The sequence below is a fragment of the Plantibacter sp. VKM Ac-2880 genome, from assembly GCF_015351235.1.
Classification (GTDB): Bacteria; Actinomycetota; Actinomycetes; order Actinomycetales; family Microbacteriaceae; genus Plantibacter.
This window is the reverse complement of sequence record NZ_JADKSJ010000001.1, coordinates 1,220,946-1,244,147: the sequence shown is the minus strand read 5'-3', so window position 1 is coordinate 1,244,147 and position 23,202 is coordinate 1,220,946. Positions and strand designations below refer to the sequence as shown.

Annotated in this window: 14 protein-coding genes; 1 reads left to right on the top strand and 13 read right to left on the bottom strand. The window is 69.3% G+C overall.

Annotated features, from left to right (window positions below):
- Positions 1-81: 81 nt before the first annotated feature.
- The 7 genes from ITJ57_RS06015 to ITJ57_RS05985 form a co-directional block, all read right to left on the bottom strand.
- The gene (locus tag ITJ57_RS06015) at positions 82-4,602 is read right to left on the bottom strand and encodes an FtsK/SpoIIIE domain-containing protein (protein WP_194669290.1); all 4,521 of its coding nucleotides are present in this window, start codon (positions 4,600-4,602) and stop codon (positions 82-84) included.
- A 92-nt stretch (positions 4,603-4,694) separates the two neighbouring features.
- Complete coding sequence (locus ITJ57_RS06010; RefSeq protein ID WP_194669289.1) at positions 4,695-5,321, bottom strand: hypothetical protein; 627 nt, start codon at positions 5,319-5,321, stop codon at positions 4,695-4,697.
- Positions 5,308-7,701, bottom strand: a complete 2,394-nt coding sequence (locus ITJ57_RS06005) for a hypothetical protein (RefSeq protein WP_194669288.1) — start codon at positions 7,699-7,701, stop codon at positions 5,308-5,310. Before ITJ57_RS06005 ends, ITJ57_RS06010 begins: the two co-directional genes overlap by 14 nt.
- The gene (locus ITJ57_RS06000) at positions 7,701-7,973 is read right to left on the bottom strand and encodes a hypothetical protein (protein ID WP_194669287.1); all 273 of its coding nucleotides are present in this window, start codon (positions 7,971-7,973) and stop codon (positions 7,701-7,703) included. The genes ITJ57_RS06005 and ITJ57_RS06000 overlap by 1 nt, the downstream gene beginning before the upstream one ends.
- 133 nt (positions 7,974-8,106) lie before the next feature.
- Positions 8,107-9,423: a hypothetical protein gene (locus tag ITJ57_RS05995; protein ID WP_194669286.1), complete on the bottom strand. Its 1,317-nt coding sequence runs from the start codon at positions 9,421-9,423 to the stop codon at positions 8,107-8,109.
- An 89-nt stretch (positions 9,424-9,512) separates the two neighbouring features.
- Positions 9,513-10,001, bottom strand: a complete 489-nt coding sequence (locus tag ITJ57_RS05990; protein WP_194669285.1) for a DUF6121 family protein — start codon at positions 9,999-10,001, stop codon at positions 9,513-9,515.
- A 2-nt stretch (positions 10,002-10,003) separates the two neighbouring features.
- Positions 10,004-11,017: a hypothetical protein gene (locus ITJ57_RS05985; protein WP_194669284.1), complete on the bottom strand. Its 1,014-nt coding sequence runs from the start codon at positions 11,015-11,017 to the stop codon at positions 10,004-10,006.
- 261 nt (positions 11,018-11,278) lie between these two features.
- Between ITJ57_RS05985 and ITJ57_RS05980 the strand changes: the two genes are divergently transcribed.
- Positions 11,279-12,280, top strand: coding sequence for an amidase domain-containing protein (locus ITJ57_RS05980; RefSeq protein ID WP_194669283.1), 1,002 nt, complete (start codon positions 11,279-11,281; stop codon positions 12,278-12,280).
- A gap of 27 nt (positions 12,281-12,307) precedes the next feature.
- Here the strand turns inward: ITJ57_RS05980 and ITJ57_RS05975 are convergent, their stop codons facing one another.
- From ITJ57_RS05975 to ITJ57_RS05950, 6 genes are all read right to left on the bottom strand, one after another.
- Entirely contained in the window at positions 12,308-13,078 is a 771-nt protein-coding gene (locus tag ITJ57_RS05975) for a hypothetical protein (RefSeq protein ID WP_194669282.1), read from the bottom strand.
- 113 nt (positions 13,079-13,191) lie between these two features.
- Positions 13,192-17,073, bottom strand: coding sequence for a DNA-directed RNA polymerase subunit beta' (locus tag ITJ57_RS05970; protein ID WP_056008241.1), 3,882 nt, complete (start codon positions 17,071-17,073; stop codon positions 13,192-13,194).
- A 45-nt stretch (positions 17,074-17,118) separates the two neighbouring features.
- Positions 17,119-20,610 (bottom strand): DNA-directed RNA polymerase subunit beta, encoded by a 3,492-nt coding sequence (gene rpoB, locus ITJ57_RS05965; RefSeq protein ID WP_194669281.1) that lies wholly within the window; start codon positions 20,608-20,610, stop codon positions 17,119-17,121.
- 237 nt (positions 20,611-20,847) lie between these two features.
- Positions 20,848-21,717, bottom strand: coding sequence for a biotin-dependent carboxyltransferase family protein (locus tag ITJ57_RS05960; protein WP_228506516.1), 870 nt, complete (start codon positions 21,715-21,717; stop codon positions 20,848-20,850).
- A complete protein-coding gene (locus ITJ57_RS05955) occupies positions 21,714-22,391 on the bottom strand; it encodes an allophanate hydrolase subunit 1 (RefSeq protein ID WP_370582224.1) in 678 nt (225 codons plus the stop codon). Before ITJ57_RS05955 ends, ITJ57_RS05960 begins: the two co-directional genes overlap by 4 nt.
- A complete protein-coding gene (locus ITJ57_RS05950) occupies positions 22,388-23,176 on the bottom strand; it encodes a 5-oxoprolinase subunit PxpA (RefSeq protein ID WP_194669280.1) in 789 nt (262 codons plus the stop codon). The genes ITJ57_RS05955 and ITJ57_RS05950 overlap by 4 nt, the downstream gene beginning before the upstream one ends.
- Positions 23,177-23,202 lie beyond the last annotated feature (26 nt).

Below are 23,202 nucleotides of genomic sequence, written 5' to 3'. Positions count from 1 at the left end.
GCCTTCATCATGTAACCACAACGCCTGTCGGGAACACATGGGGAGCACTCCCCATGCAGCCCCACCGGCGCCTGTCGGCCGTCAGACGAGCGGGAACTCGGGGGCGATCGGGACCTGCACGCGTGACAGCGCACCACGGTTCGCGTACATCCCGCGCCCAGGCGGGAAGTCCTTGCGGGCGAGCCGGGGGAACGTGGTGCGGAGGACGAGGTCGCCCTCCATCTGCTCCGGCTGCAGGAGGATGCCACGCCTGGCGCTCTTGATCTCGCCCATGAGCGGCCAGGAGGACGACCAGCCGGACACCTCGTTCTCGGCGATCACCAGGTGGTCGCTGCGCTTGATGGCCTTGATCAGCTCCACGAGCGGCGGGTCGGCGATGCCGTTGAGGTAGTCGGAGATCGTCTCGATGACGACGACGGTCCGCGTGGTGACCGTCTCCGCCGCGATCCCCGCCGACAACGCCTTCGCCTGCTCGACGATCGTCTCCGGGGTGACGGCCGACTCGTCGAACCGCAGCTCTCGGAGGAGGTCCGAGCGCTTCGATCCGAAGTAGACGAACCGGGTCGACGGGTCGAAGCGCCGCATGGCACCGACGAGTGCCGCGACCGCGTTCGTCCGGCCGCTTCCGGGCGGACCGCCGACGAGGAAGGCACCGGAGGGGTCGAAGCCGAGCGGCGCGAGGTCGGCGTCGCCGATACCGAGTGTCGGACGGTCGCCGACGCGGTCGGGGAGCTCGCGTGCTTCGATCTCCTTCGGGAGCGCACCGATCGGTGGCGCCGTGATCGTGGCACCGGCCCTCGCCATCGCCTCGGCGAGCTTGACCGTCGCGAGCGACTGCTCCGACAGCACCGGCGAGCCGCCCAGGATCGCGACCTGGACCTCGAGTCCGTCGACGATCGCACGTCCGGCGGGCGACTCAGGCCCGAGGACGTCCTTCGGCACACCGAGGAGCTGGTACCCCGTCTCGTCCGCCAGCCGCAGCACCACGCGGCGTTGCACACCCGCACTGATGTTCGTCGGCACGGACCCCGGCCGGTCGGCCGAGAACGCGATGTTCACACCGAGCTGGCGGCCGTCGGTGATGAGCTGTTGGAACAGCGTGTACCAGGAGGACAGCCCGAGGGTCGTCTCGTACTCCTGCCGGAAGGACTGGAACCCGTCGACGAGCAGCAGGATCCGGCGCTCGTCGTTCCGGCCGGAGACCCGACGGTAGTCGGTGATGGAGGACGCGTTCGCCTCCGCGTACCGGACGCTGCGGTCGTCGATGATCTCCTTGATGTGGCGGAGCAACCGGATGACCCGCTCCTGGTCGTCGCCCGGGATGATCGAACCGACGTGGGGCAGCGCCTCCAGCATGCGGAGGCTCCCCGCACCGAAGTCGAGCCCGTACACCTCGACGGGCCCACCGCGCGGCGTGATGCCGGCTGCCGTGGCGAGGGTGCGCAGGACCGTGCTCTTGCCGGAACCACCGGTGCCGAAGACCGCGATGTGGCCGTCGACGTCGGGGCGGAAGTACACGGGTCGCTGTTCCTGCGAGTCGGGCAGGTCGGCTACGCCGATGAGCAGTTCGGCGTCGGACCGCTGCCGGAGCTTGCTGAGGTCGTAGACGGGTGCCAGCTCGTCGAGCCACGGTCGCCGCGGCGCGGGGATCGACGCACGGTCGGCGGCGGCGATGATGCTGGCGACGAGCCGCTGCTGGTCGGTCGGGCCGAGGTCGCGCTCCTCCTCGGCGTCTGCGGCTCGCGGCTCCTCCCACCGGGTGTCGCCACCGAACCGCAGTTCGCGGACCTCGATGTCGGAACGTTCGGGTTCGTCGCTCGTCCACCCGCCGGCGTAGCCGGACTGGAAGATGCTCAGGCGCCCTGGCCCGGTCTTCGCGATGCCGCGCCCGGGCACACCGGGATCGAAGTGCGCCGCGTCCTTGACGCCGACGACGTCCTGGCTGTCCGACTCGTCGGCCATCCGCAGGGCGACCCGGAGGTTGGTGTTGGCGCGCAGGTTGTCCTTGATGACGCCGGCCGGTCGCTGCGTCGCCATGATGAGGTGGATGCCGAGGGACCGACCGCGCTGGGCGATGTCCACGACGCCGTCGACGAACTCCGGGACCTCGCCGACGAGCGCTGCGAACTCGTCGATGACGAGGACGAGGGCGGGCGGCGAGTCCGGGTCGCCGCGCTTCTCGAGCTCCAACAGGTCTTTGGCCTTCTTCCGGTTGAGCAGGTGCTCGCGGAAGTGCAGCTCGGCGCGGAGGCTCGTCAGTGCTCGGCGGACGAGGTGGGGGCTGAGGTCGGTGACGAGACCGACGCAGTGCGGAAGGGTCACGCAGTCGGCGAAGGCCGAACCGCCCTTGTAGTCGACGAAGAGGAACGAGACGCGGTCGGGGCTGTACTCCGCCGCCATCCCGAGGACCCAGGCCTGCAGGAACTCGCTCTTCCCGGCACCCGTCGTGCCACCCACGAGGGCGTGCGGGCCCTGCGCGCGGAGGTCGAGGTGCATGGCGTCCACACCGCCGGAGCCGACGGTCGCGCGGAGCTGGCCGGCCCGGCGGGGCTTCGGCGGAAGCCCGGGGGTGCGGTCGTGGATGGAGGAGTTCTGCCGCCAGCGATCGACGACGGCGTCACTCGACGTCGTCAGCTCCGAGCCCAGCAGCGTCACCATCGAGACCGAACGCGGGAGGTCGCTCGAGTCCTCGACGAGGGCGCCCGCGTCGATCACCGATGCCATGCGCCGGGCGTAGTCGAGGGCCGTCACAGGGTCGATGAACTCCGGACGGGCGTCGTCGACCGAGTATCCGAGCCGGACCATGCCGACCGTCGCGGGTGCGTCGACGCCTGCGCCGGCCTCGGGGACCCGCAGGAAGGTGCGGCAGGCGGCCGGCAGCGAGACGACCTCGTCGGCGATCCAGATCGGGAAGACACCGGCGTCCGCGGCGATCTCCGCCAACTGGACGAGCCGCGCGCGGTCGACGCCGACGTCGTCGGAGATGAGGAGCACGATCGCGGGGATCGGCGACTTCGTGCCGGTGTCGTTCGAGCTCTTGGTGCCGATGTCGGCGCCGCGTTCCTGCGCCGCCTGCTTCTCGGAGATGGCACCACGGCGCGCGTCCCCCGCCCGGGCCGCCTGGAGGCGGGTCTGGACGAGTTCCTCGATGGCCGCCAGCAGTTGGTTGCCACTCGACACGCTGTCCGCGAGGTGGCCGACGTCGAGCGGGCTGTTCGACGAGGAGGCGTGCGGCAACCATTTCACCCACGAGAGTGCGTTCGACCAGGCGGGCGACACGATGGCTGCGACGACGACCTCGGCCGGCGAGTGGAGTGCCGTCAGCTGCACGAGGATGCCGTTCACGGCCCCGCCGGCGGTCTGCGGCGATCCGGCGATGCCGAGCGCGCCGGCATCGTAGAGGTTGTCGATGATGGGGACGTCGGCGACCGTGGCGTACTCGTCCTTGAGCTTCTCGAGTCGTTCCTGGAACTCCGGCAGGAAGCTGTCGCGCGCCTTCGCCGACACCTCGTTCCGCGACGGCATGGTGCCGACGCCGAGCCGGAGGTTCAGGAAGGACCAGTGCTCCGGCCGACGCGTCCACAGCAGCGGGCCGCGGGTGAGGGCGTGCTTCAACGCCTCGGAGGTGGACGGCGCCTCGCGCATGCGGACGTCGTGCTCGATCTCCCGCTCCGCCGCGAGCTGCTTGCCGAGCGATTCGAGCCGCTCGTCGAAGATCTTGATCTGCTGCTTGAGCTTGCGCTTGTTCCGCCCGCGGCCGGTGAAGTAGTTGCCGATGAGCATGAGCGGCGTCATGGCGATGAAGATGAGCGACAGCGGGTTCTTGGTGAAGAAGTACATCGCGCCACCGAGCAGCATCGGCGTGAGCATGCCGAGGAGCGGGAACGGCTGGTTCTCGCGCTCGGTCGGCGGCTCGGGGGCGGGGAAGGTCTCCCCCGCGTACCGTTGCTCGACCCGCGGGGACCGGTTGAAGTACACCGGCCCGGCCTTGGGGACGACACCGGCGCGACCGACCGTTCCCGCGAAGCCGATCTCGACCTCGGTGTCGCCGATGAGCACCCGCTCCGGCTCGACCACCTTGAGCCGAGGGACGATACCGCCATCGACGACGATGCCGTTCGCCGCACCGAGGTCGACGAGTTCGATCTCGCCGCCGACCTCGAGCCGCGCGTGTCGCTTGGAGACGAGCGGGTCGTCGAGGACGACGTCGCAGCTCGCCTCGCGTCCGATGGTCCAGCTGCCGGCCGGCAGGGTGAACTCACGGCCGGCGTCGTCGCCGGACAGGACGCGGACGACGGCGACGGCGGGCGCCTGGCCGGTACGTGCGGCGGAGTAGTAGACGCCGGCGTCGGCGAGTTCGATGACCGCACCGGAGCCCACCCAGGCCTCACCGATGGGGGCCTCGGGCGGGAGCGGCAGCGTCTCGGTCGACCCCGGCAGGCGGGCGTGCAAGGTGAAGTCGGCGTTCGCGGAGTCGGGCCCCTGCGGGTCGACGCGCGCGATCGTCGATGCGACCTCGGCGATGCTCGCCGCCGCATCCGTGGTCACGACGATGTCGGCGGACGAACCCGACGGCCTGGTCAACGTCAGCTTGATGCGCATGCAGGGTCCCCTTGGAGGTGCGGGCCGCCGGACACGGCCTCGATCAGCCTAGCGACGGCAGCGGTGCCGGCTTCGATCTCGACGTGCCGGGATCAGTCGCGGGTCGGCCGGACGATCTGCTCGACGTCGTCGACGATCGACGGTTCCGGCGCCGGGTCGAACAGGGCGACGGGCAGCTCGACGGCCGAGCAGTCGAGATCCGGCACGTTGACCGTCGCCGTGACGACCCTGGACCCGTCCTTCTGCTCGAGCCGGTACTCGATTCCGCGCGCACCAGGCACGGCCGGCGCGGTGCCGCCCTCGCTCGCCCACTGCTCGGCGACGCACCCGCGGACGGACGCGGTCTCATCCTCCGGGACGCCGATCACCTCGACCGGCGCGAACGGGAGCGGACCGGGCAGGACATCGGTGGCGCCGTTCGCGAGTTGATCACGTGCCGCGCCGTACAACCGCGACCGGAGATCGTAGGACGTCGTCTCGGTGAGGGATGGCAGCGAGAAGTCGTTGCGGTTGACGGCGACAGCCTGCGCCTCGAGCGATGCTCGAACCGCGACCACCCACGGATCGCCCTCGAGCGGCCCCTCCGGGGCGGACGACGACCACACCGCGCTGGGGAGCGGTGCAGGAGCCTCCTCGGAGGGCGTGCATGCGGTGAGTGAACCGAGCGTGATGACCGTCAGAGCGGCCGCGACGGCCACCCGTGCATCAGCCCTCGGCATCCGTCTGGTACGCGTCGAAGGCGTTCGAGGCGTTGGTCGCGATGGACGCGAGCGTGCGGGTACTGCCCGATGCCGGATCGATGATGTCGTCGAGCGCGGCACGGTTGTCCTGCACCCAATCCCACCACTCCTCTGCGTCGTCCGTACTCGGCGCTTCGAGCCCCTCCGGTGGCGAGAGCTCCATGAGCGTCTGAGCGACACTGATCTGAGTCGCGCGCAGGCGCGCGTCACCGCCGTCTTCGAGCTGCGTGAGCAGGTCCTCGTGCGAACCCGCCCAGGCATCGCCGGCTGCGCCGGTCGCGGCATCGGTCAGCTGACCGCGCACATAACCGATCCCCTCGCTCGCGATCTTCTCCGCGACCGCGTCGCCGAGCGTCCCGACCAGCTTGTCGAGACCGGGGATCGGGAGCATCCCGACGCCGGTCTCGACGACGCCGATGGCCGACTGGACGGCCTCGTCGTGACGGGTGGCCTCACCGAGGTCGACACCCGCCGTGCTGCCGTCGAGCACGGACTGCAGCATCGAGACCCGGGTCGCGGCGTCGACCGGGCTGTAGAGACCGAGCTCGGCCGCGCCGAGCACCGTGTTCTGGTAGTCGTTCACGACGGCCTGCAGGGCTTCGGCGCCGCCGCTGTTGCTTCCGGCGATCCCGAGGATCCGTGCGAGCGCCTCGGGCGAGAGGTTGGCATACACCCGCGGATCGCCCTCGATGCCGAACGGGTTGATCGAGGTGGTCGGGTCCGAGGTGCCGTCCGGGTTCTGTCCCACCATCGGGTGCTCGACGAGTCCGGGGATCTGCGGCGCAAGCGCCTGAACGAGCTTGACGCTCCCCAGTTCACTGACGTTCTCGCTGTCGAAGTGGGGGTTGCCTGCCACGTACCCCTCGGCGTCCTCGGTGGCTCGAGGCTCTCCGATGAGCCGGGCGATGACATCGTGACTGAGCGTCGACGCCTGATCCCAGGCCTCTGGGATGTACGCCGTGCCGTCCGTGGGACCCCCCGGGATGGACTGCGCGCCCTCCCACAGAGCGAGGACACCCTCGAACCCGTCGAGGCCCGAGTCTCGACGCCCGTACCAGTACTCAAGACGGTTCGCGCCGAGCTCGTCCGAGTCGTACGGCTCGTCCGGATACATCGGCGCATCCCGGTACGGGTCCTCCCTCGTCGAGGTCAGCCAGTCCATCGCCGCCTCGGGGTATTCGCCGAGCGTGCTGAAGACTCGGGCCGTCCAGTCGCCGAGTCGGTTGACGTCGTAACCCGCCTGCTCCGCCTCGGCGAGGCTGAGGAACCCTCCGGGGCCCATGATCCCCTGGCCGGGGCCGTACATGCCTTCGTGCGAGCCAGGCAGACCGCGCTCCGTCGCGTCGGCGATGTCGGCGAGGCCGACCGTCGTCGATTCACCGATCGGGTTGTCCTGCTCGTCACCGAAGAGGAACGCGAGGCTCGTCCAGCTGTTCGTGCCGTGCACCGACGCCGAGCCGTCGTAGAGCTCCTGCGCGAATTCTCGTCCGACGCCGTCGGTCCAACGCTGGGACCCGACGGACAGACCGCCGCGAACCGACTGAGCGAGCAGCAGGGCCGCGCCGGGTGCCATCCACCCGTTGGCACCGGCCTCGTCGATGCGGCTGATGAGTGAAATGAGGTCCTCACCGCCGAGCGCGAGGTTCATCTGCGCCATGACCGACGGGTTGTTGCCGTAGAGCGAGTACAGCGACTGCAACTGCGCGGCGAGATCGGATTCGAAGGTGCCGTTCCCGAGCTCCGCCGCCATGTCCGCCATGCCCTGCGCGATCGCGTGCGGGTTCAAGCCGGCCGCGGAGGTGATGCCGATGGCAGCGAGCGCCGCCTGCTGGGAGTCCCAGCTGTCGCCACCAGGCGAGGACAGCGCAGTGACGAGGGCGGCGTCGGCCGCCTCGCGCTCTGCGGAGAGCTCGTCGAGCAGCCGCTGGGCGGTCGCCTGATCTGACTGGGCCGTCTGGCGCAGTTGGTCGCGACGCGCCTGCTCCACAGGATCCGGACCGCCGACGGCGTCCAGGTACTGGACCGCGGCGGTGAGGCTCGCTTGGACGATCATCTCCTTGTAGCTCGTTGCGCGCGTCTTGATGTCGTCGACCGTCGTCGTGTAGGTGGCGATCGCCGTGCGGACCGCCGCCATCTCGGGGAGCACCGCGTCGATCTTGCCGATCGGCGTCGCCAAGGAACTCGTCCACGCAGCGGCCGCGTCTCCCGTCCAGATCGCGTCGGAGATCCCCGCGCGGGCGGTGTCGGCGACCGTCCGCGCCTCGCTCAGACTCGTCTCCGTCGTCTGGATCGTCGTCGCAGTCGTCGCAAGCGCCCCCGAGTCGATCTCACCGGGGTTCTCCGCAGTCCAGTTCGCCATCAGCCCTCATCTCCCATCGCCGCATCAGTCGCTTCCCACGTGCTGACGACATCGCGCGCCGTCCGATCCGCCTCGACCATGGCCGAGCCGGCCAGCGAGACGTGCACGGAGATGTACATCGCGAAGCTCTCAGCGGCGGCGGTCACGGCGCTGCTGCAGCTGCCGGAGAAGTCGAGCGGGATGTTCTGCGGCAGACCGGAGCCGCTCGGTGTCAGTGGTGCGGCGACGGCCAGGATCTGATCCCCGTCGACGACGAGTGGTTGCTCGCTCATCATTCCCCTTCATGGAACCGGCGCAGCGGGCCTGCGCCGCCCACCGGTTGCTCGTCCGGCGGGTACGTCGTTCAGCGTAACCGAGAGCGTCCGACCGGACGATGGGGAGCACTCCCCATCCGCTGCGCGACGTTCAGCCCGTCACGACCCGGATGGGGAACTCGCCGATCCCGATCGTCGAACCCGCCTCGACGACGTAGGCCTCGCCCGGCTGGCAGACGGTGACGGCACCGGACGCGTCCGTGATCGTCGTGCCGTTCGTCGAGTGCAGGTCGGTCACCCGGAGCGACCGACGCCCGGGCACGACGGCCGTGTGCGTCTTCGACACGGACATCCGCGGATCGACGAGTGATCGCAGTTCGGCGTCGGGCTGCTCGGGACGCGCCGAGGGGTTGCGCCCGAGGAGCACCGGCCCACGGAGCTGGATGCGTTCGCCGTCGGGCAGCTCAAGGGCGAAATCGCCGGCCCGCGACGACGAGGAGACGACCGTCGCGCCGAGATCGGCGTGGGGTGCCGCGACGGGGCCGTCGAGCGTCGGCGCCGGGTGCGACGCCGACGCGGGCCGCTCGGACACGGGCGGTGCCGACGCGATGAGTCCGGGCGGGACGGTGATCTGGAGTTCCGGTGCCACCGAGGACGTCGCGGAGTCGTCCGGCGACGTCTGCGGGATCGCCGCGGGCGGCGGCTGGCGGAATTGCGGCGCACCGAGCGGCGGGGCGGCGACGACGGGGCCGGCGTCCGGCACCCGTTCCGGTTCCGGGGCCGACGGTGCGGCGGCGGGAGCATGCGGTTCCGGGGGCGTCGCCACGGAAGCGGGTTCGGGCACGTCAGGGGTCGGCGGTGCATCGACCGGCTGGGCCGAGAACCTCGGTGCCTGCACCGGAGGCGCGACAGCGGAATCGGTGCGTTCCGCGGGCTCGCCACCCGAGTGCACCTGCCACGCGGAGGCGACGGGCGCCGCACCGGTCGGGGCGGCGGAGGGCGCGGCGTCGGGCAGGGACGAGGCGCCACTCGACGTCTCCGCGCCGCTCGGCGCGAGCTCGGTCCTCGCGCTGTGCACGCGGACCGTGGCGGACGCACCCGGATCCGACTCCGCCACGAGTGCGGCCAGTGCGTGCAGGAAGGCCAGGAACGGCTGCTCGCCGAGCAGCGTGCGCTGCCGTCGTTTCTTCTGGACGCCGTGCTGCAGGATGAAGGTCGCCGCTGCGGTCCCACGGGCGGACGGGGCCGTCGTGATCGCGAAGGCGAGCAGTGGTGCCGGGTCGTCGACCGAGACAACGCGTAAGCGGATGTCGGCGTTCGTCCCACCGTCGATCGCGACGTAGTGCCTGGTCGTCTGCGCATCCGCGCCGGAGGCTGCGACCGCACGCTGGACGAGCGCGACGAGCTCGTCGGCGGTGCCCGCCAGGTCGAGTTCCAGACCGGTGTCGGTCGGGTCGGGTGATCGCATCGGTGGTTCCTCCCCAGGCGCCGTCGGCCGACGGCAGCAACGCAACGATTATCGCGCAAGCGGCGCGTCGGCGCGTGAGCCCGCCGGGGTCAGATGCCGCCGCGCTCCCACGGCCACCGCGGAGTCGGCCGGCCGCCGGTCGACGAGGTCGCCACCGCGGCTGCGGCGAGCACGATGACGAGCGCCAACACGCCGACGGTCACCGAGAACGGTCCCGTCAGCGTCGTGACCGCGAACGCGGCCGCGTCGGCTCCGTCCTGACTCGCCACCGCATCGAAGATCCCGCCACTGACGCCGTAGGCGAGCCACGCGAGCAACCCGGCCAGGACGGCCGATCCCACCGAGACGCGCACCGGCGTCCGGCGCGTCTCTCGGATGATCGCCCAGAGCACCACGAGTGCGGCCACGACGACCATCAACGGGCCGGTCAGCGGCCCTGCGTCGGGATCGGTCACCACGTCGAGATCCGCCAGCAGACTGATGAAGCCGAACGCGCAGACGACGAGCGCCACATAGGTGATCGCCGCGAACGGAGCGACCCACCAGGGCCCTGGCGCCCCGTGCTCGCGGTCGGTCATGCTCAGCGGGCGGTGGTCGGTCCGGCCTCGAGGACACGCTCGTACTCGGCGCGGGCCTCGAGGTTGGCCTCACGGACCTTGCGTCCGCGGGCGGCGATCCAGCCACCGAACCAGACGGGGATCTCGCGGGCGACGACGAACGCGAGGACCGGTCCGAAGGTGAACGCGACGCCGGTCACTTCGGCGAGCACCTCGTCGACACTCAGCGTCCACGCGCGCTCCTGGATGAGGAACCCGCCGACCCACGCGAGGAACACGACCAGTCCGATGATGAAGCCGCCGAGCACCCAGTGCACCCAGCCGGAACGGTTGACGATGGTGGCCGTGACCACCCACGACAGGAAGAATCCGGCGGTCGCCAGCAGGAAGGGCCAGCTGGTGGAGATCGTGATGAGGTTCTCGACGAAGGTGCCGTCGCCCTCGAGGACGAGCTGGAGGCCCGCGACGGCGGCTGCGTACAGACCGGCGAAGATGATGGTGCCGAGCAGACCGATGAGGATACCGAAGCCGCGGTTGCCGCGGACCTCCGGCTCCGACGGCGCCTGGACGTAGAGCGGGAAGGCCTGCTGCTGCTGCTCGGTCTCCGTCGCGGCGGCGGTGTCGCTCGCTCCGGAGCGCGCGACCGGCTCGTAGGCTGCCGCCGGGTAGGGGTGCGCGCCGGTGTCGGCCTGCTGGGACGTCGCCGCAGTGGTCGACGTGGACGTGGTGTCGTCGTCGTCATCGACGTTCGAGTACGCGCGCTGCGGGGTGTGCGGGCGGTACGGGCGCGTCTCGCGGACACCGGCGTCGGCGTCACTGCGAGCTGCCGCCCGATGGTCGTCGACGACCGGGTCGGCGCCGACGCCGTCCGCCGTCGTGATCGTGTCCTGCTGGACGGTGTCTTCGGAGAGGATGTCGCGCTCGACCACGGGGTCACCGCTCGCGGTGGCCGGACGGGCGGTACCAGACGCGGTCTGGGCAGCCGCCGGAGTGGTCGGGTCGGTCGACGATCCGGGCTCGGGGTTCTGGGTGCTCATCGCGTACTCCTTCGGCGGAAGCCTGTTCAGGAGCGCCCGCACGGCGCTCCGTCCGCCACGGTAGCAACACCGGGACGCGATGCCCGGCAAGCTCGCCGGGCACGCGGGACTCCCATCGATCGCGATTCAGGTCTGATTCATATCCGAAGGAAACGGTCCCCTCAGCTCCGCCCGGTTGAGTTGGCCGCACAACAGAAATTTGTCGGATCACCGCCGATCCCGCGACGCCGATCCCCCACGGCGCACCCCCGGAAAGGCACCATGCCAGAGCATCTCCCCCACGCCCACCGCGACGACGCCCGTGCCCACTCACCGTTCCGTCGCCTCTCGGCCCGGTACCGCGGCCTCCCTCTGCGCGGACGCCGCGTGGTCGCCGGCGCTGCTGCCGCTGCCGCGCTCGTCCTCGCCACGGCGGTCGTCGCCCCGCTCGCGGTGAACGGAACCGGCTCGCCGCAGTCGGAAGCCGCCGCGCAACCGGACGGCGATCCGGCGCTGTCGGTCCCCGCGTCCACGGTGAACGCCACGGCGGTCACGGCGATCTCCGAGACGACCGGCCCGGTCGCCGGCGGTAGCACGGTGACCGTCAGCGGCGTCGACGTGGACGGCGTCACCCGGGTCGTCTTCGGCGCACAAGAGGCCGAGATCCTGTCGGCGACGAGCACCGAGGTGACGGTCGCGGTACCGGCCGCGTCGGATTTCTCCCCTGCCGACGTCGGCATCGCCGTGTACGCGGACGACCTCCGGGTCGACGGCGACACGCTGAGCTACCGCTACGACATCATGAGTCCCGTCGACACGCAGATGGCCTACGTCTTCGCGCACTGGGACGACTACAATCTCGCCGAATACGGCTCGCTCCCCGACACCGACTGCGCGAACTTCGCCAGCCAGAGTCTCATCGAGCGCGGGTGGACGATGGACGAGGACTGGTGGGCCGAGGGGACGGACGAGGACTTCGACTTCTCGAAGGCCTGGGTCAGTTCCACGTTCTTCATGAACTACCTGGAGGAGCGCCCGGACCTCGCCACCGCCCTCGACGACACGCAGCGCGACCAGGTGAAGGTCGGTGACATCGTGCAGTTCGACTGGGACGACAGCGGCGACCGCGACCACACGGGCATCGTCTCCAAGGTGGAGACCACGGCCGCCGGAACCCAGGTGTACTACGCCGGGCACACCGACGACACCGACTACCGCACCGTCGACGAGGCCATCACCGTCCTGCACCCCGGCGCGGACGTGTACTACTGGAGCATCGCCTAGCCGGAATCCGGAAGCCGGGCCCCGGTCTCAGGCGGGGAAGAGCGTGGAGACGATCGTCTGCGTCCAGCCGGTGATGGACGTGTTCGACCAGCGGGTTGCGATCCACGTGCCGTCACGGAGGAAGTGGCGCTCCCCGTAGGTGCCGGCGTCCTCGGTCGTCTCGGTGAAGCACATCGTGCCGCCGGTCTCCTCGGAGCAGGTGAAGCCCGCCTCGTTCATCCGCGCGATCGCAGCGGCCTGCGTGGCGGCGTCGACCACCAGCACGTTCGTCGTGATCCCGAGGTCCCCACCGCCACTCGACTTGGCGAGGATGCAGTTGAGGCGGTCGGTGTTCGCCGAGATGACGGCCACGAGCGCGTTGTCGTTCGACCCGATGAACTCCGTCGCGAGATCCGGCTGCGCCCACGCAGGGTTGAGCTCGAGGATCCCGCCCTCGGTCACCGAATCGATGTACCCGGCGGGGAAGAGCTGCGTGCAGTCGGTCGGCCGCACGGGGGCGGCGGGCGTGACGGCGGCGTCCGTCGCGGTCGGCGCCGGAGTCGGCTCCGCAGTGGCCGTCACGGTCGGCGTACCGGTGGCGTCCGCGGCGGGAGTACCGCGTTGACCGACGACGAGGAGTCCGATCACGACGACGAGCGCGATCACGAGCACCGCGGCCAACACGCTCAGCCAGATGACGAGGGGGTTCCGCTTCCGCTTCGGAGCCGGTGCGCCGTACCGGACGTCCGGCTGCGCCGCTGCCGAGTCCGGTTCCAGGGGCTGGAAGGAACCGGTGGGCTGCTCGGGCTGATCGCTCATCCCCTCAGCATGTCGGCCCCGGCCCGCCCGCACAACTCGGGTGTCCCCCACCAACGGCGGAAGGCCCGCCCTGCATGATGCAGGGCGGGCCTTCCGGTTGAGTCGTTCAACCCCTAGTTGTAGTTCCCGGGGGTGAAGTCGTCGGAGCTGAAGCTGTCGAAGTCGACGAAGCTCAGGTCGGACTCGTTGAACGCGCCGTCCTCACCGAAGATGCGGTTCGGGTAACGCTCCGCCTTCGCCTCTTCCGTGGCCTCGACCGTCACGTTGCGGTAGCGTGCCAGGCCGGTACCGGCCGGGATGAGCTTACCGATGATGACGTTCTCCTTGAGGCCGACCAGCGGGTCGCTCTTGCCTTCCATGGCGGCCTGCGTGAGGACACGCGTGGTCTCCTGGAAGGAAGCGGCCGACAGCCACGACTCGGTCGCGAGGGAGGCCTTGGTGATACCCATGACCTCCTGGCGGGCCGACGCGGTGCGACGACCCTCCGACACGGCCGAGCGGTTGAGCTCGGCGTAGCGCAGGCGGTCGACGAGCTCGCCGGGCAGCAGGTCGGTGTCGCCGTGGTCGACGACGGTCACCTTCCGCAGCATCTGGCGCACGATGACCTCGATGTGCTTGTCGTGGATCGGGACACCCTGCGAGCGGTACACGCCCTGGACGCCACCGACGAGGTGCTTCTGGACCTCGCGGACGCCCTGCACGCGCAGGACCTCCTTGGGGTCGACCGCACCGACGTGGATCTTCTGACCGAGCTCGACGTGCTGTCCGTCCTCGACGAGGAGGACCGCACGCTTCAGCACCGGGTAGACGACCGGCTCGTCGCCGTTGTCGGGCGTCAGGATGACCTTGCGCGACTTGTCGTTCTCGTCGATCGTGATGCGACCGGCGGCCTCGGCGATCGGGGTCGCACCCTTGGGGGTACGCGCCTCGAACAGCTCCTGCACGCGGGGCAGACCCTGCGTGATGTCGTCTGCCGACGCGGAACCACCGGTGTGGAAGGTACGCATCGTCAGCTGGGTACCGGGCTCACCGATCGACTGGGCCGCGATGATGCCGACGGCCTCGCCGATGTCGACGAGCTTGCCCGTAGCGAGCGAGCGGCCGTAGCAGGCTGCACACACACCGACGGTCGACTCGCAGGTCAGGACCGAGCGAACCTTGATGTTCTCGACACCGGCCGACACGAGCTTGTCGATGAGCACGTCACCGACGTCCTCACCGGCCTCCGCGACGACCTCGCCCTTCGGGTTGACCGCAGCGGCGGCCAGCGAACGGGCGAACACGGAGTTCTCCACGTTCGGGTCGCGCACGAGCTCACCCGAGCTGTCGGCGTTCGCGATCGCGAGCTCGAGACCCTTGGTCGTACCGCAGTCGTCTTCGCGGATGATGACATCCTGCGAGACGTCGACGAGACGACGCGTGAGGTATCCCGAGTCGGCGGTACGGAGCGCCGTGTCCGCCAGACCCTTACGAGCACCGTGGGTCGCGATGAAGTACTCCGCGACCGACAGGCCCTCACGGTAGGAGGAGATGATCGGGCGAGGGATGATCTCACCCTTCGGGTTGTTCACCAGGCCTCGCATACCCGCGATGTTGCGGATCTGCAGCCAGTTACCACGAGCACCCGACGACACCATGCGGTTGATGGTGTTGTCCGCCGGGAAGTTCGCGCGCATGGCCTCGGCGACCTTCTCGGTGGCCTCCGTCCAGATCTTGATGAGCTCCTGACGACGCTCGGCATCCGTGGTCAGACCCTTGTCGAACTGGCTCTGGACCTTGGCGGCCTGCTTCTCGTAGCCCTGGACGATCTCCCGCTTGTTCGGCGGGGTCAGGACGTCGCTGAGCGCAACGGTCACACCGGAACGCGTCGCCCAGTGGAAACCGGCGTCCTTGATGTTGTCGAGCGTGGCCGCGACGACCGTCTTCGGGTACCGCTCCGCGAGGTCGTTGACGATCGAGGACAGCTTGCCCTTGTCCGCCACGTCCTCGACGTAGGGGTAGTCAGCCGGCAGCGCCTCGTTGAAGAGTGCGCGACCGAGCGTGGTCTCGACGAGTGCGACACCGGAACCCTCGTAGCCCTCAGGCCCGGTGCCCTCGGCGAACGTCACGTCGGTCAGACGGATGCGCACCTTGGCGTTGAGGTCGAGCGAGCCCTGGTCCTTCGCGAGGATCGCCTCGGCGACCGACGAGAAGGCACGACCCTCACCCTCGACACCCTCCTTGAGGGTGGTGAGGTGGTGGAGGCCGATGATCATGTCCTGCGTGGGCAGGGTGACCGGGCGGCCGTCGGACGGCTTCAGGATGTTGTTCGACGCGAGCATCAGGATGCGCGCCTCGGCCTGGGCCTCGACGGACAGCGGGAGGTGGACAGCCATCTGGTCGCCGTCGAAGTCCGCGTTGAACGCGGCGCAGACGAGCGGGTGCAGCTGGATGGCCTTGCCCTCGACGAGCTGAGGCTCGAACGCCTGGATGCCGAGACGGTGCAGCGTTGGCGCACGGTTCAGCAGCACGGGGCGCTCGCGGATGATCTCCTCCAGCACGTCCCAGACCTCGGGACGGCTGCGCTCGACCATGCGCTTCGCGGCCTTGATGTTCTGAGCGTGGCTCAGGTCGATCAGGCGCTTGATGACGAACGGCTTGAAGAGCTCCAGCGCCATCTGCTTGGGCAGACCACACTGGTGCAGCTTCAGCTGCGGGCCGACGATGATGACCGAACGACCGGAGTAGTCGACGCGCTTCCCGAGCAGGTTCTGGCGGAAACGACCCTGCTTCCCCTTCAGCATGTCGCTGAGGGACTTCAGGGCGCGGTTGCCGGTACCGGTGACGGGGCGACCACGGCGACCGTTGTCGAACAGGGCGTCGACGGCCTCCTGCAGCATCCGCTTCTCGTTGTTGACGATGATCTCGGGAGCCCCGAGGTCGAGCAGACGACGCAGACGGTTGTTGCGGTTGATCACACGACGGTAGAGGTCGTTGAGGTCGGAGGTCGCGAAGCGGCCGCCGTCGAGCTGCACCATCGGACGGAGCTCCGGCGGGATCACGGGGACCACGTCGAGCACCATCGCGGCCGGCGAGTTGCCGGTGATGAGGAACGAGTTGACCACGCGCAGACGCTTGATGGCGCGGATCTTCTTCTGACCCTTGCCCTCCGCGATCTGGTGGTGGAGCAGCTCGGACTCGGCGGCGAGGTCGAAGGACAGCAGGCGCTTCTTGACCGCCTCGGCACCCATGTAGGCCTCGAAGTACAGGCCGAAGCGGTCCTGCAGCTCGTGGAACACGGAGTCCTCGGGCTTGAGGTCGCCGACCTTGAGGTTGCGGAAGTCCTCCCAGACGCGCTCGAGGTGAGCGATCTGCTCGTCGTAGGACTTGCGGGTCTGGCTCATCTCCTTCTCGGCGGCGTCCTTCGTGCGACGCTTCTGCTCGCTCTTGGCGCCTTCCTCCTCGAGGGCGACGAGGTCGTCCTCGAGCTTCTTCAGGCGGTCTGCGATGCGCGAGTCACGCTGGTCGCCGAGGGTCTTGATCTCGAGGCGGAGCTCGTTCTCAAGGCCGGGCATGTCCTGGTGGCGTGCGTCCTCGTCCACGTCGATGACCATGTAGGCCGCGAAGTAGATGACCTTCTCGAGGTCCTTGGGCGCCATGTCCAGCAGGTAGCCGAGGCGAGACGGGACACCCTTGAAGTACCAGATGTGCGTGACCGGGGCGGCGAGTTCGATGTGGCCCATGCGCTCACGGCGCACCGACGACTTCGTGACCTCGACACCGCAGCGCTCGCACACGATGCCCTTGAAGCGGACCCGCTTGTACTTGCCGCAGGCGCACTCCCAGTCGCGGGAAGGACCGAAGATCTGCTCACCGAACAGACCGTCCTTCTCGGGCTTGAGGGTGCGGTAGTTGATGGTCTCGGGCTTCTTGACCTCTCCGTGCGACCAGGCACGGATGTCGTCTGCGGTGGCCAGACCAATGCGAAGCTCGTCAAAAGTTGTGACGTCGAGCAATGTATCTCCTATGAAAGGTTTCGTCAGTCTCTACAGTGGTCAGGCTTAGATCTCGTCGATGGACGACGACTCGAACCTGGAGGAAATGTTGATCCCGAGCTCCTCGGCGGCGCGGAAGGCGTCGTCGTCGGTGTCGCGCAGGCTCACCGCGGTGCCGTCGGCCGAGAGGACCTCGACGTTCAAGCACAGCGACTGCATTTCCTTGATGAGCACCTTGAAGCTCTCGGGGATACCCGGCTCCTGGATGTTCTCGCCCTTGACGATGGCCTCGTACACCTTGACGCGGCCGAGGATGTCGTCGGACTTGATGGTCAGGAGCTCCTGGAGCGCGTACGCGGCTCCATAGGCCTCGAGGGCCCAGACCTCCATCTCACCGAAGCGCTGTCCACCGAACTGAGCCTTACCACCGAGCGGCTGCTGCGTGATCATCGAGTACGGACCCGTCGAACGCGCGTGGATCTTGTCGTCCACGAGGTGGTGCAGCTTGAGGATGTACATGTAGCCGACCGAGACCGGCGCCGGGAACGGCTCGCCGGAGCGGCCGTCGAAGAGACGGGCCTTTCCGGAGGAACCGATGAGGCGGTCACCGTCGCGGGTGACGTTGGTCGAGTCGAGCAGGCCGGCGATCTCCTCCTCGGAGGCACCGTCGAACACCGGGGTCGCGACCTTGGTGTTCGGCTCCGCCGAGTGGGCGGCCGCGGGCAGCTTCTTCGCCCAGGACGGCTTGCCCTCGACGTTCCAGCCCTGCTTCGCGATCCAACCCAGGTGGATCTCGAGGACCTGGCCGAAGTTCATTCGACCGGGGATGCCGAGCGGGTTGAGGATGACGTCGACCGGCGTGCCGTCCTCGAGGAACGGCATGTCCTCGACGGGCAGGATCTTCGCGATGACACCCTTGTTGCCGTGACGGCCGGCGAGCTTGTCGCCCTCGGTGATCTTGCGCTTCTGGGCGATGTAGACGACGACACGCTGGTTGACGCCCGAGCCGAGCTCGTCGTCGCCGTCCTGTGCGTCGAACACCTTGACCGCGATGATCGTTCCGGCTTCACCGTGGGGCACCTTCAGCGAGGTGTCGCGGACTTCGCGGCTCTTCTCGTTGAAGATGGCGCGGAGCAGCCGCTCCTCGGCGGAGAGCTCGGTCTCACCCTTCGGCGTGACCTTGCCGACGAGGATGTCGCCGGGGCGGACCTCGGCACCGATGCGGATGATGCCGCGCTCGTCGAGGTCCTTGAGCAGCTCCGGGCTGACGTTCGGGAGATCACGGGTGATCTCCTCCTTGCCGAGCTTGGTGTCGCGCGCGTCGACCTCGTACTCCTCGATGTGGATCGAGGAGAGGATGTCGTCCTTCACCAGGTTCTGGCTGAGGATGATCGCGTCCTCGAAGTTGTGACCCTCCCACGTCATGAAGGCGACGAGGAGGTTCTTGCCGAGCGCGAGCTCGCCGTTCTCCGTGGCGGGGCCGTCGGCGATGACCTCGCCGGCCTCGATGCGTGCACCCTCGGAGACGATGACGCGGTTGTTGTAGCTCGTGCCCTGGTTCGAGCGGTCGAACTTGCGCAGGTAGTAGGTCTGCGTGCCACCCTCGTCGAGCTGGATAGTGACGGACTCGGCCGACACCTCCTGCACGACGCCGGCCTTGTCGGCCGTGACGACGTCACCGGCGTCGATGGCCGCATAGCCCTCCATACCGGTACCGACGAGCGGCGAGTCCGACATGAGGAGCGGGACGGCCTGACGCTGCATGTTCGCACCCATGAGTGCGCGGTTCGCGTCGTCGTGCTCGAGGAACGGGATGAGCGACGTCGCGACCGACACCATCTGGCGCGGGGAGACGTCCATGTAGCCGATCTCCTCGGACGGGATGAGGTCGACCTCGCCGCCCTTCTTCCGGGCGAGGACGCGGTCCTCCTGGAAGTGGCCGTCGCTCTTCAGCGGAGCGTTGGCCTGCGCGACGATGAAGTTGTCCTCTTCCATCGCGGTCAGGTAGTCGATGTCCTCGGTGACCCGGCCGTCGACGACGCGACGGTACGGGGTCTCGATGAAGCCGAACGAGTTGATGCGCGCGAACGATGCGAGCGAACCGATCAGGCCGATGTTCGGGCCTTCCGGGGTCTCGATCGGGCACATGCGGCCGTAGTGCGACGGGTGGACGTCTCGCACCTCGACGCCTGCACGCTCACGCGACAGACCACCGGGGCCGAGCGCCGAGAGACGACGCTTGTGGGTCAGGCCCGCGAGCGGGTTGTTCTGGTCCATGAACTGCGACAGCTGCGAGGTTCCGAAGAACTCCTTGATCGCGGCGACGACGGGGCGCACGTTGATCAGGGTCTGCGGCGTGATCGCCTCGATGTCCTGCGTGGTCATGCGCTCGCGGACGACGCGCTCCATGCGGGACAGGCCCGTGCGGACCTGGTTCTGGATGAGCTCGCCGACGGCGCGGATGCGACGGTTGCCGAAGTTGTCGATGTCGTCCGTGTCGAGACGGAGGTCGACCGGCTTGCCGTTGCGGACACCCGGGAGGGTGGCCGTACCGCGGTGGAGGGCGACGAGGTACTTGATCGTGGCGACGATGTCGTCGTTCGTCAGGACGGAGTCGCTGAGCGGCTTGTCGAGACCGAGCTTGTTGTTGATCTTGTACCGGCCGACCTTCGCGAGGTCGTAGCGCTTCGAGTTGAAGTAGAAGTTGTCGAGGAGCGCACGCGCGGCCTCGGCAGCGACCTGCTCGCCCGGACGGAGCTTGCGGTAGATGTCGCGGAGCGCGTCCTCCTTGGTGAGGATCGTGTCCTTCTCGAGGGTGAGCTCAATGGACTCGTAGCCCTTGAACTCCTCGAGGATCTCCTCGCTCGTCATGCCGAGTGCCTTGAGGAACACGGTGACGGACTGCTTGCGCTTGCGGTCGATGCGGACGCCGACCTGATCGCGCTTGTCGATCTCGAACTCGAGCCAGGCACCACGGCTCGGGATGACGCGAGCGGAGAAGATGTCCTTGTCGGAGGTCTTCTCCTGAGCCGACTCGAAGTAGACGCCCGGGCTGCGGACGAGCTGCGAGACGACGACACGCTCGGTGCCGTTGATGATGAAGGTACCGCGCTCCGTCATGAGCGGGAAGTCGCCCATGAAGACCGTCTGCGTCTTGATCTCACCGGTGAGGTGGTTCATGAACTCGGCCTCGACGTAGAGCGGGGCCGCGTACGTCTTGCCGCGTTCCTTGCACTCGTCGATGGAGTACTTCTCGGGCTCGAGGTACGGGTTGGCGAAGGAGAGCTGCATCGTCTCGCCGAGGTCCTCGATGGGAGAGATCTCCTCGAAGATCTCGTCGAGGCCGCTCTTCGTCGGCAGGTCCTGCCGGCCGGCCTGGGTGGCTTCATCGACGCGTGCCTTCCACACGTCGTTGCCGACCAGCCAGTCGAAGCTTTCGGTCTGCAGAGCCAGGAGGTCTGGAACCGTCAGCGTGTCGGTGATCTTCGCGAACGAGAGGCGGGATGCTCCGCGGCCGTTCTTGGGTGAGTTGGTGGTTGCGTTGCGCGCAGCAGCCAAGGGGATAACCTCCGGAGGCCTGTTGGGGGCCGAGTTACTGGTCGTCAGTGGAGTTACTCACCAGAAAGAGAACATGTGGCGGGTTGAACCCGCACACCAGCCGACCGCAATATGAAGGCATAGAGATTCTGGGAGCGCAAAGAACAACTATATGCCGGAATCTGCGGCGTGTCTACTGTTTCCTTGACGAGTTTTCGACTTTCCGGTATAACCGCCGGGCGGACCCCGCTGTTCCCGTCAGGCCCGACTGAACCGCACCCGCTGGCCGGGCCGCAGCTGCGCGAGGAGGTCGCGGCCCGCCGGCCGCACGACCGCGATGACGGGGTATCCGCCGGTGACGGGGTGGTCGGCGAGGAGGATCGTCGGCAGACCGCTCGGCGGCACCTGCACGGCTCCCGCGACCATGCCCTCGCTCGGCAGCTCGAGGCCCGGGTCCCGCCGGTCGAGCGGCGTCCCGTCGAGGCGCATCCCGATCCGGTCGGCGTCGGACGTCACCGTCCAGGGGTGCTCGAGGAACCGCCGACGGGAGTCGTCGTCGAACCAGTCCGCGCGTGGTCCCGGCATGACCCGCACGAGCCGCTCCCCGGCGTGCGGCCGCGTCCAGGGGAAGATGTCGAGCACCGGGATGCGGCGGCGCGGTGTCGGCAGGACGGTGAGGCGGTCGCCGGTGGCGACCGGCCCGGGGCCGAGGCCCGCCAGGGTGTCGGTCGACCGCGAGCCGAGGAGCTGCGGGCCGTCGAAGCCGCCTCGGACGGCGAGGAGGTAGCGCAGGCCGTGCGTCGCGGCGCCGAGCTGGAGCCTGGAACCAGCCGGCACGAGGACGGCGCGATGCCCGTCGACCGGTCGACCGTCGACGGAGATCCGGCCCCAGGCACCGGTCACCGCGACCCACAGGTCGACGTCCGGGACGGCGGCGAACGGACCCAGCACGATCTCCACCCCCGCACGGCCCTCCGGGTTGCCGACGAGGCGGTTGGCGAGGCGCAGCGCTCCGCGATCGAGCGCGCCGGACGCACCGACCCCGAGTGACGCCGCGCCGGGGCGCCCCAGATCCTGGACGGTGGCGGACGGCCCGGCGGTCTCCACGAGCAGGGTGCCGCCCATCATGCGGGGACCTGCACGAACCGCACCCGTTCCCCGGGGACGAGCAGGGCCGGTGGATCCGCCGTGGTGTCCCACAGCACGGTGTCGGTGCTCCCGATGATGCGCCATCCGCCCGGTGAGGCCCGCGGGTAGACCCCGCTGAACGCCCCGGCCAGCGCCACGGCACCGGCGGGGACGGCCGTGCGCGGCACGCTCAGCCGCGGGACCTCGAACGGCCAGGTCGGTCCGCCGACGAGATAGGCGAAGCCGGGCGCGAACCCGCTGAACGCCACGGTCCAGACGCAACCGGTGTGCCTCGCGACGAGCCCGTCGGCGTCCGTCCCCAGGAGCGCCGCTGTCTCCTGGAGGTCGGCGCCGTCGTAGCGGACCGGGATGACGACCTCCGGCCGGTCCGAAGCCCCTGTTGCGGATCCGATCGGGTCTGCCTCGCCCGGCCGCAGCACCCGTTCCGCCGTCGCGAGCAACCAGGCGCCGACCGCGGCGAGCGCCGGGCCTCGCGCGTCCGTCACCGCGAGCACGGTCCGGGCGGCGGGCACGAGGTCGACGAGACCGCCCGGGCGAGACGCGGCGAGCGCCCGGTGGACGAGGAGGACGTCGTCGAGCGATCCGAGTTCGAGAAGGACCGCCTCCTCCCCCATCGCCAGGAGGACGGGACCGCCCGGGGTGTTCGCGGTCACCACGGTGCGACCAGCTCGACGCCGGCCGCCACGAGGGCCGCCCTGACCGCCGCCGCCATCGACACGGCTCCCGGGGTGTCGCCGTGCACGCAGAGCGAGAGGGCTTCGAGTTCCAGTTCGTCGCCGTCGACGCTGGCGATCCGACGGTCCAGGACGAGGGCGACGGCACGGCGGGCGGCCGCCGTCTCGTCGGTCAGCAGGGCCCCCGGCTGATCGCGTGGGACGAGCGAGCCGTCCGAGCGGTAGCCGCGGTCGACGAAGGCCTCCGCGACGAACCGGAGCCCGGCGGCTCGGGCCTCCTCCTCGATGACGGAACCGGGCATGCCGAGGACGGGGAGCGATCGCCCGAGCTCCTCGGAGGCCGCGAGCACCGCCCGCACGACCGCCGACGCCTGGACCCGGTCGTGGACGATCCGGTTGTAGAGGGCACCGTGCGGTTTCACGTACGCGAGCCGGGGGCCGTCGCCATCGGCCACGCGGACCTCGTCGACCGCCCGACCCAAGGCCCGGAGCTGCTCGAGGACCTCGGCCTCGAGCGCCTCGGGCGGGACGTCCTGGTCGCGTCGGCCGAAGCCAGCCTCGTCCCGGTAGGAGGGATGGGCGCCGAGGGACACCCCGTGGAGCGTCGAGCGGCGGACGGCGTCGCGCATGGACCGGTCGTCGCCGGCGTGGAAGCCGCAGGCGATGTTCGCGCTCGTGATCAGGGCGAACATCGCCTCGTCGTCGGCCGTCGCCGTACCACGCCAGACCTCCCCGAGGTCGCTGTTGAGGTCCACCTGGGCCACGGCCGCACCCTTCCCACTCCGCCTCG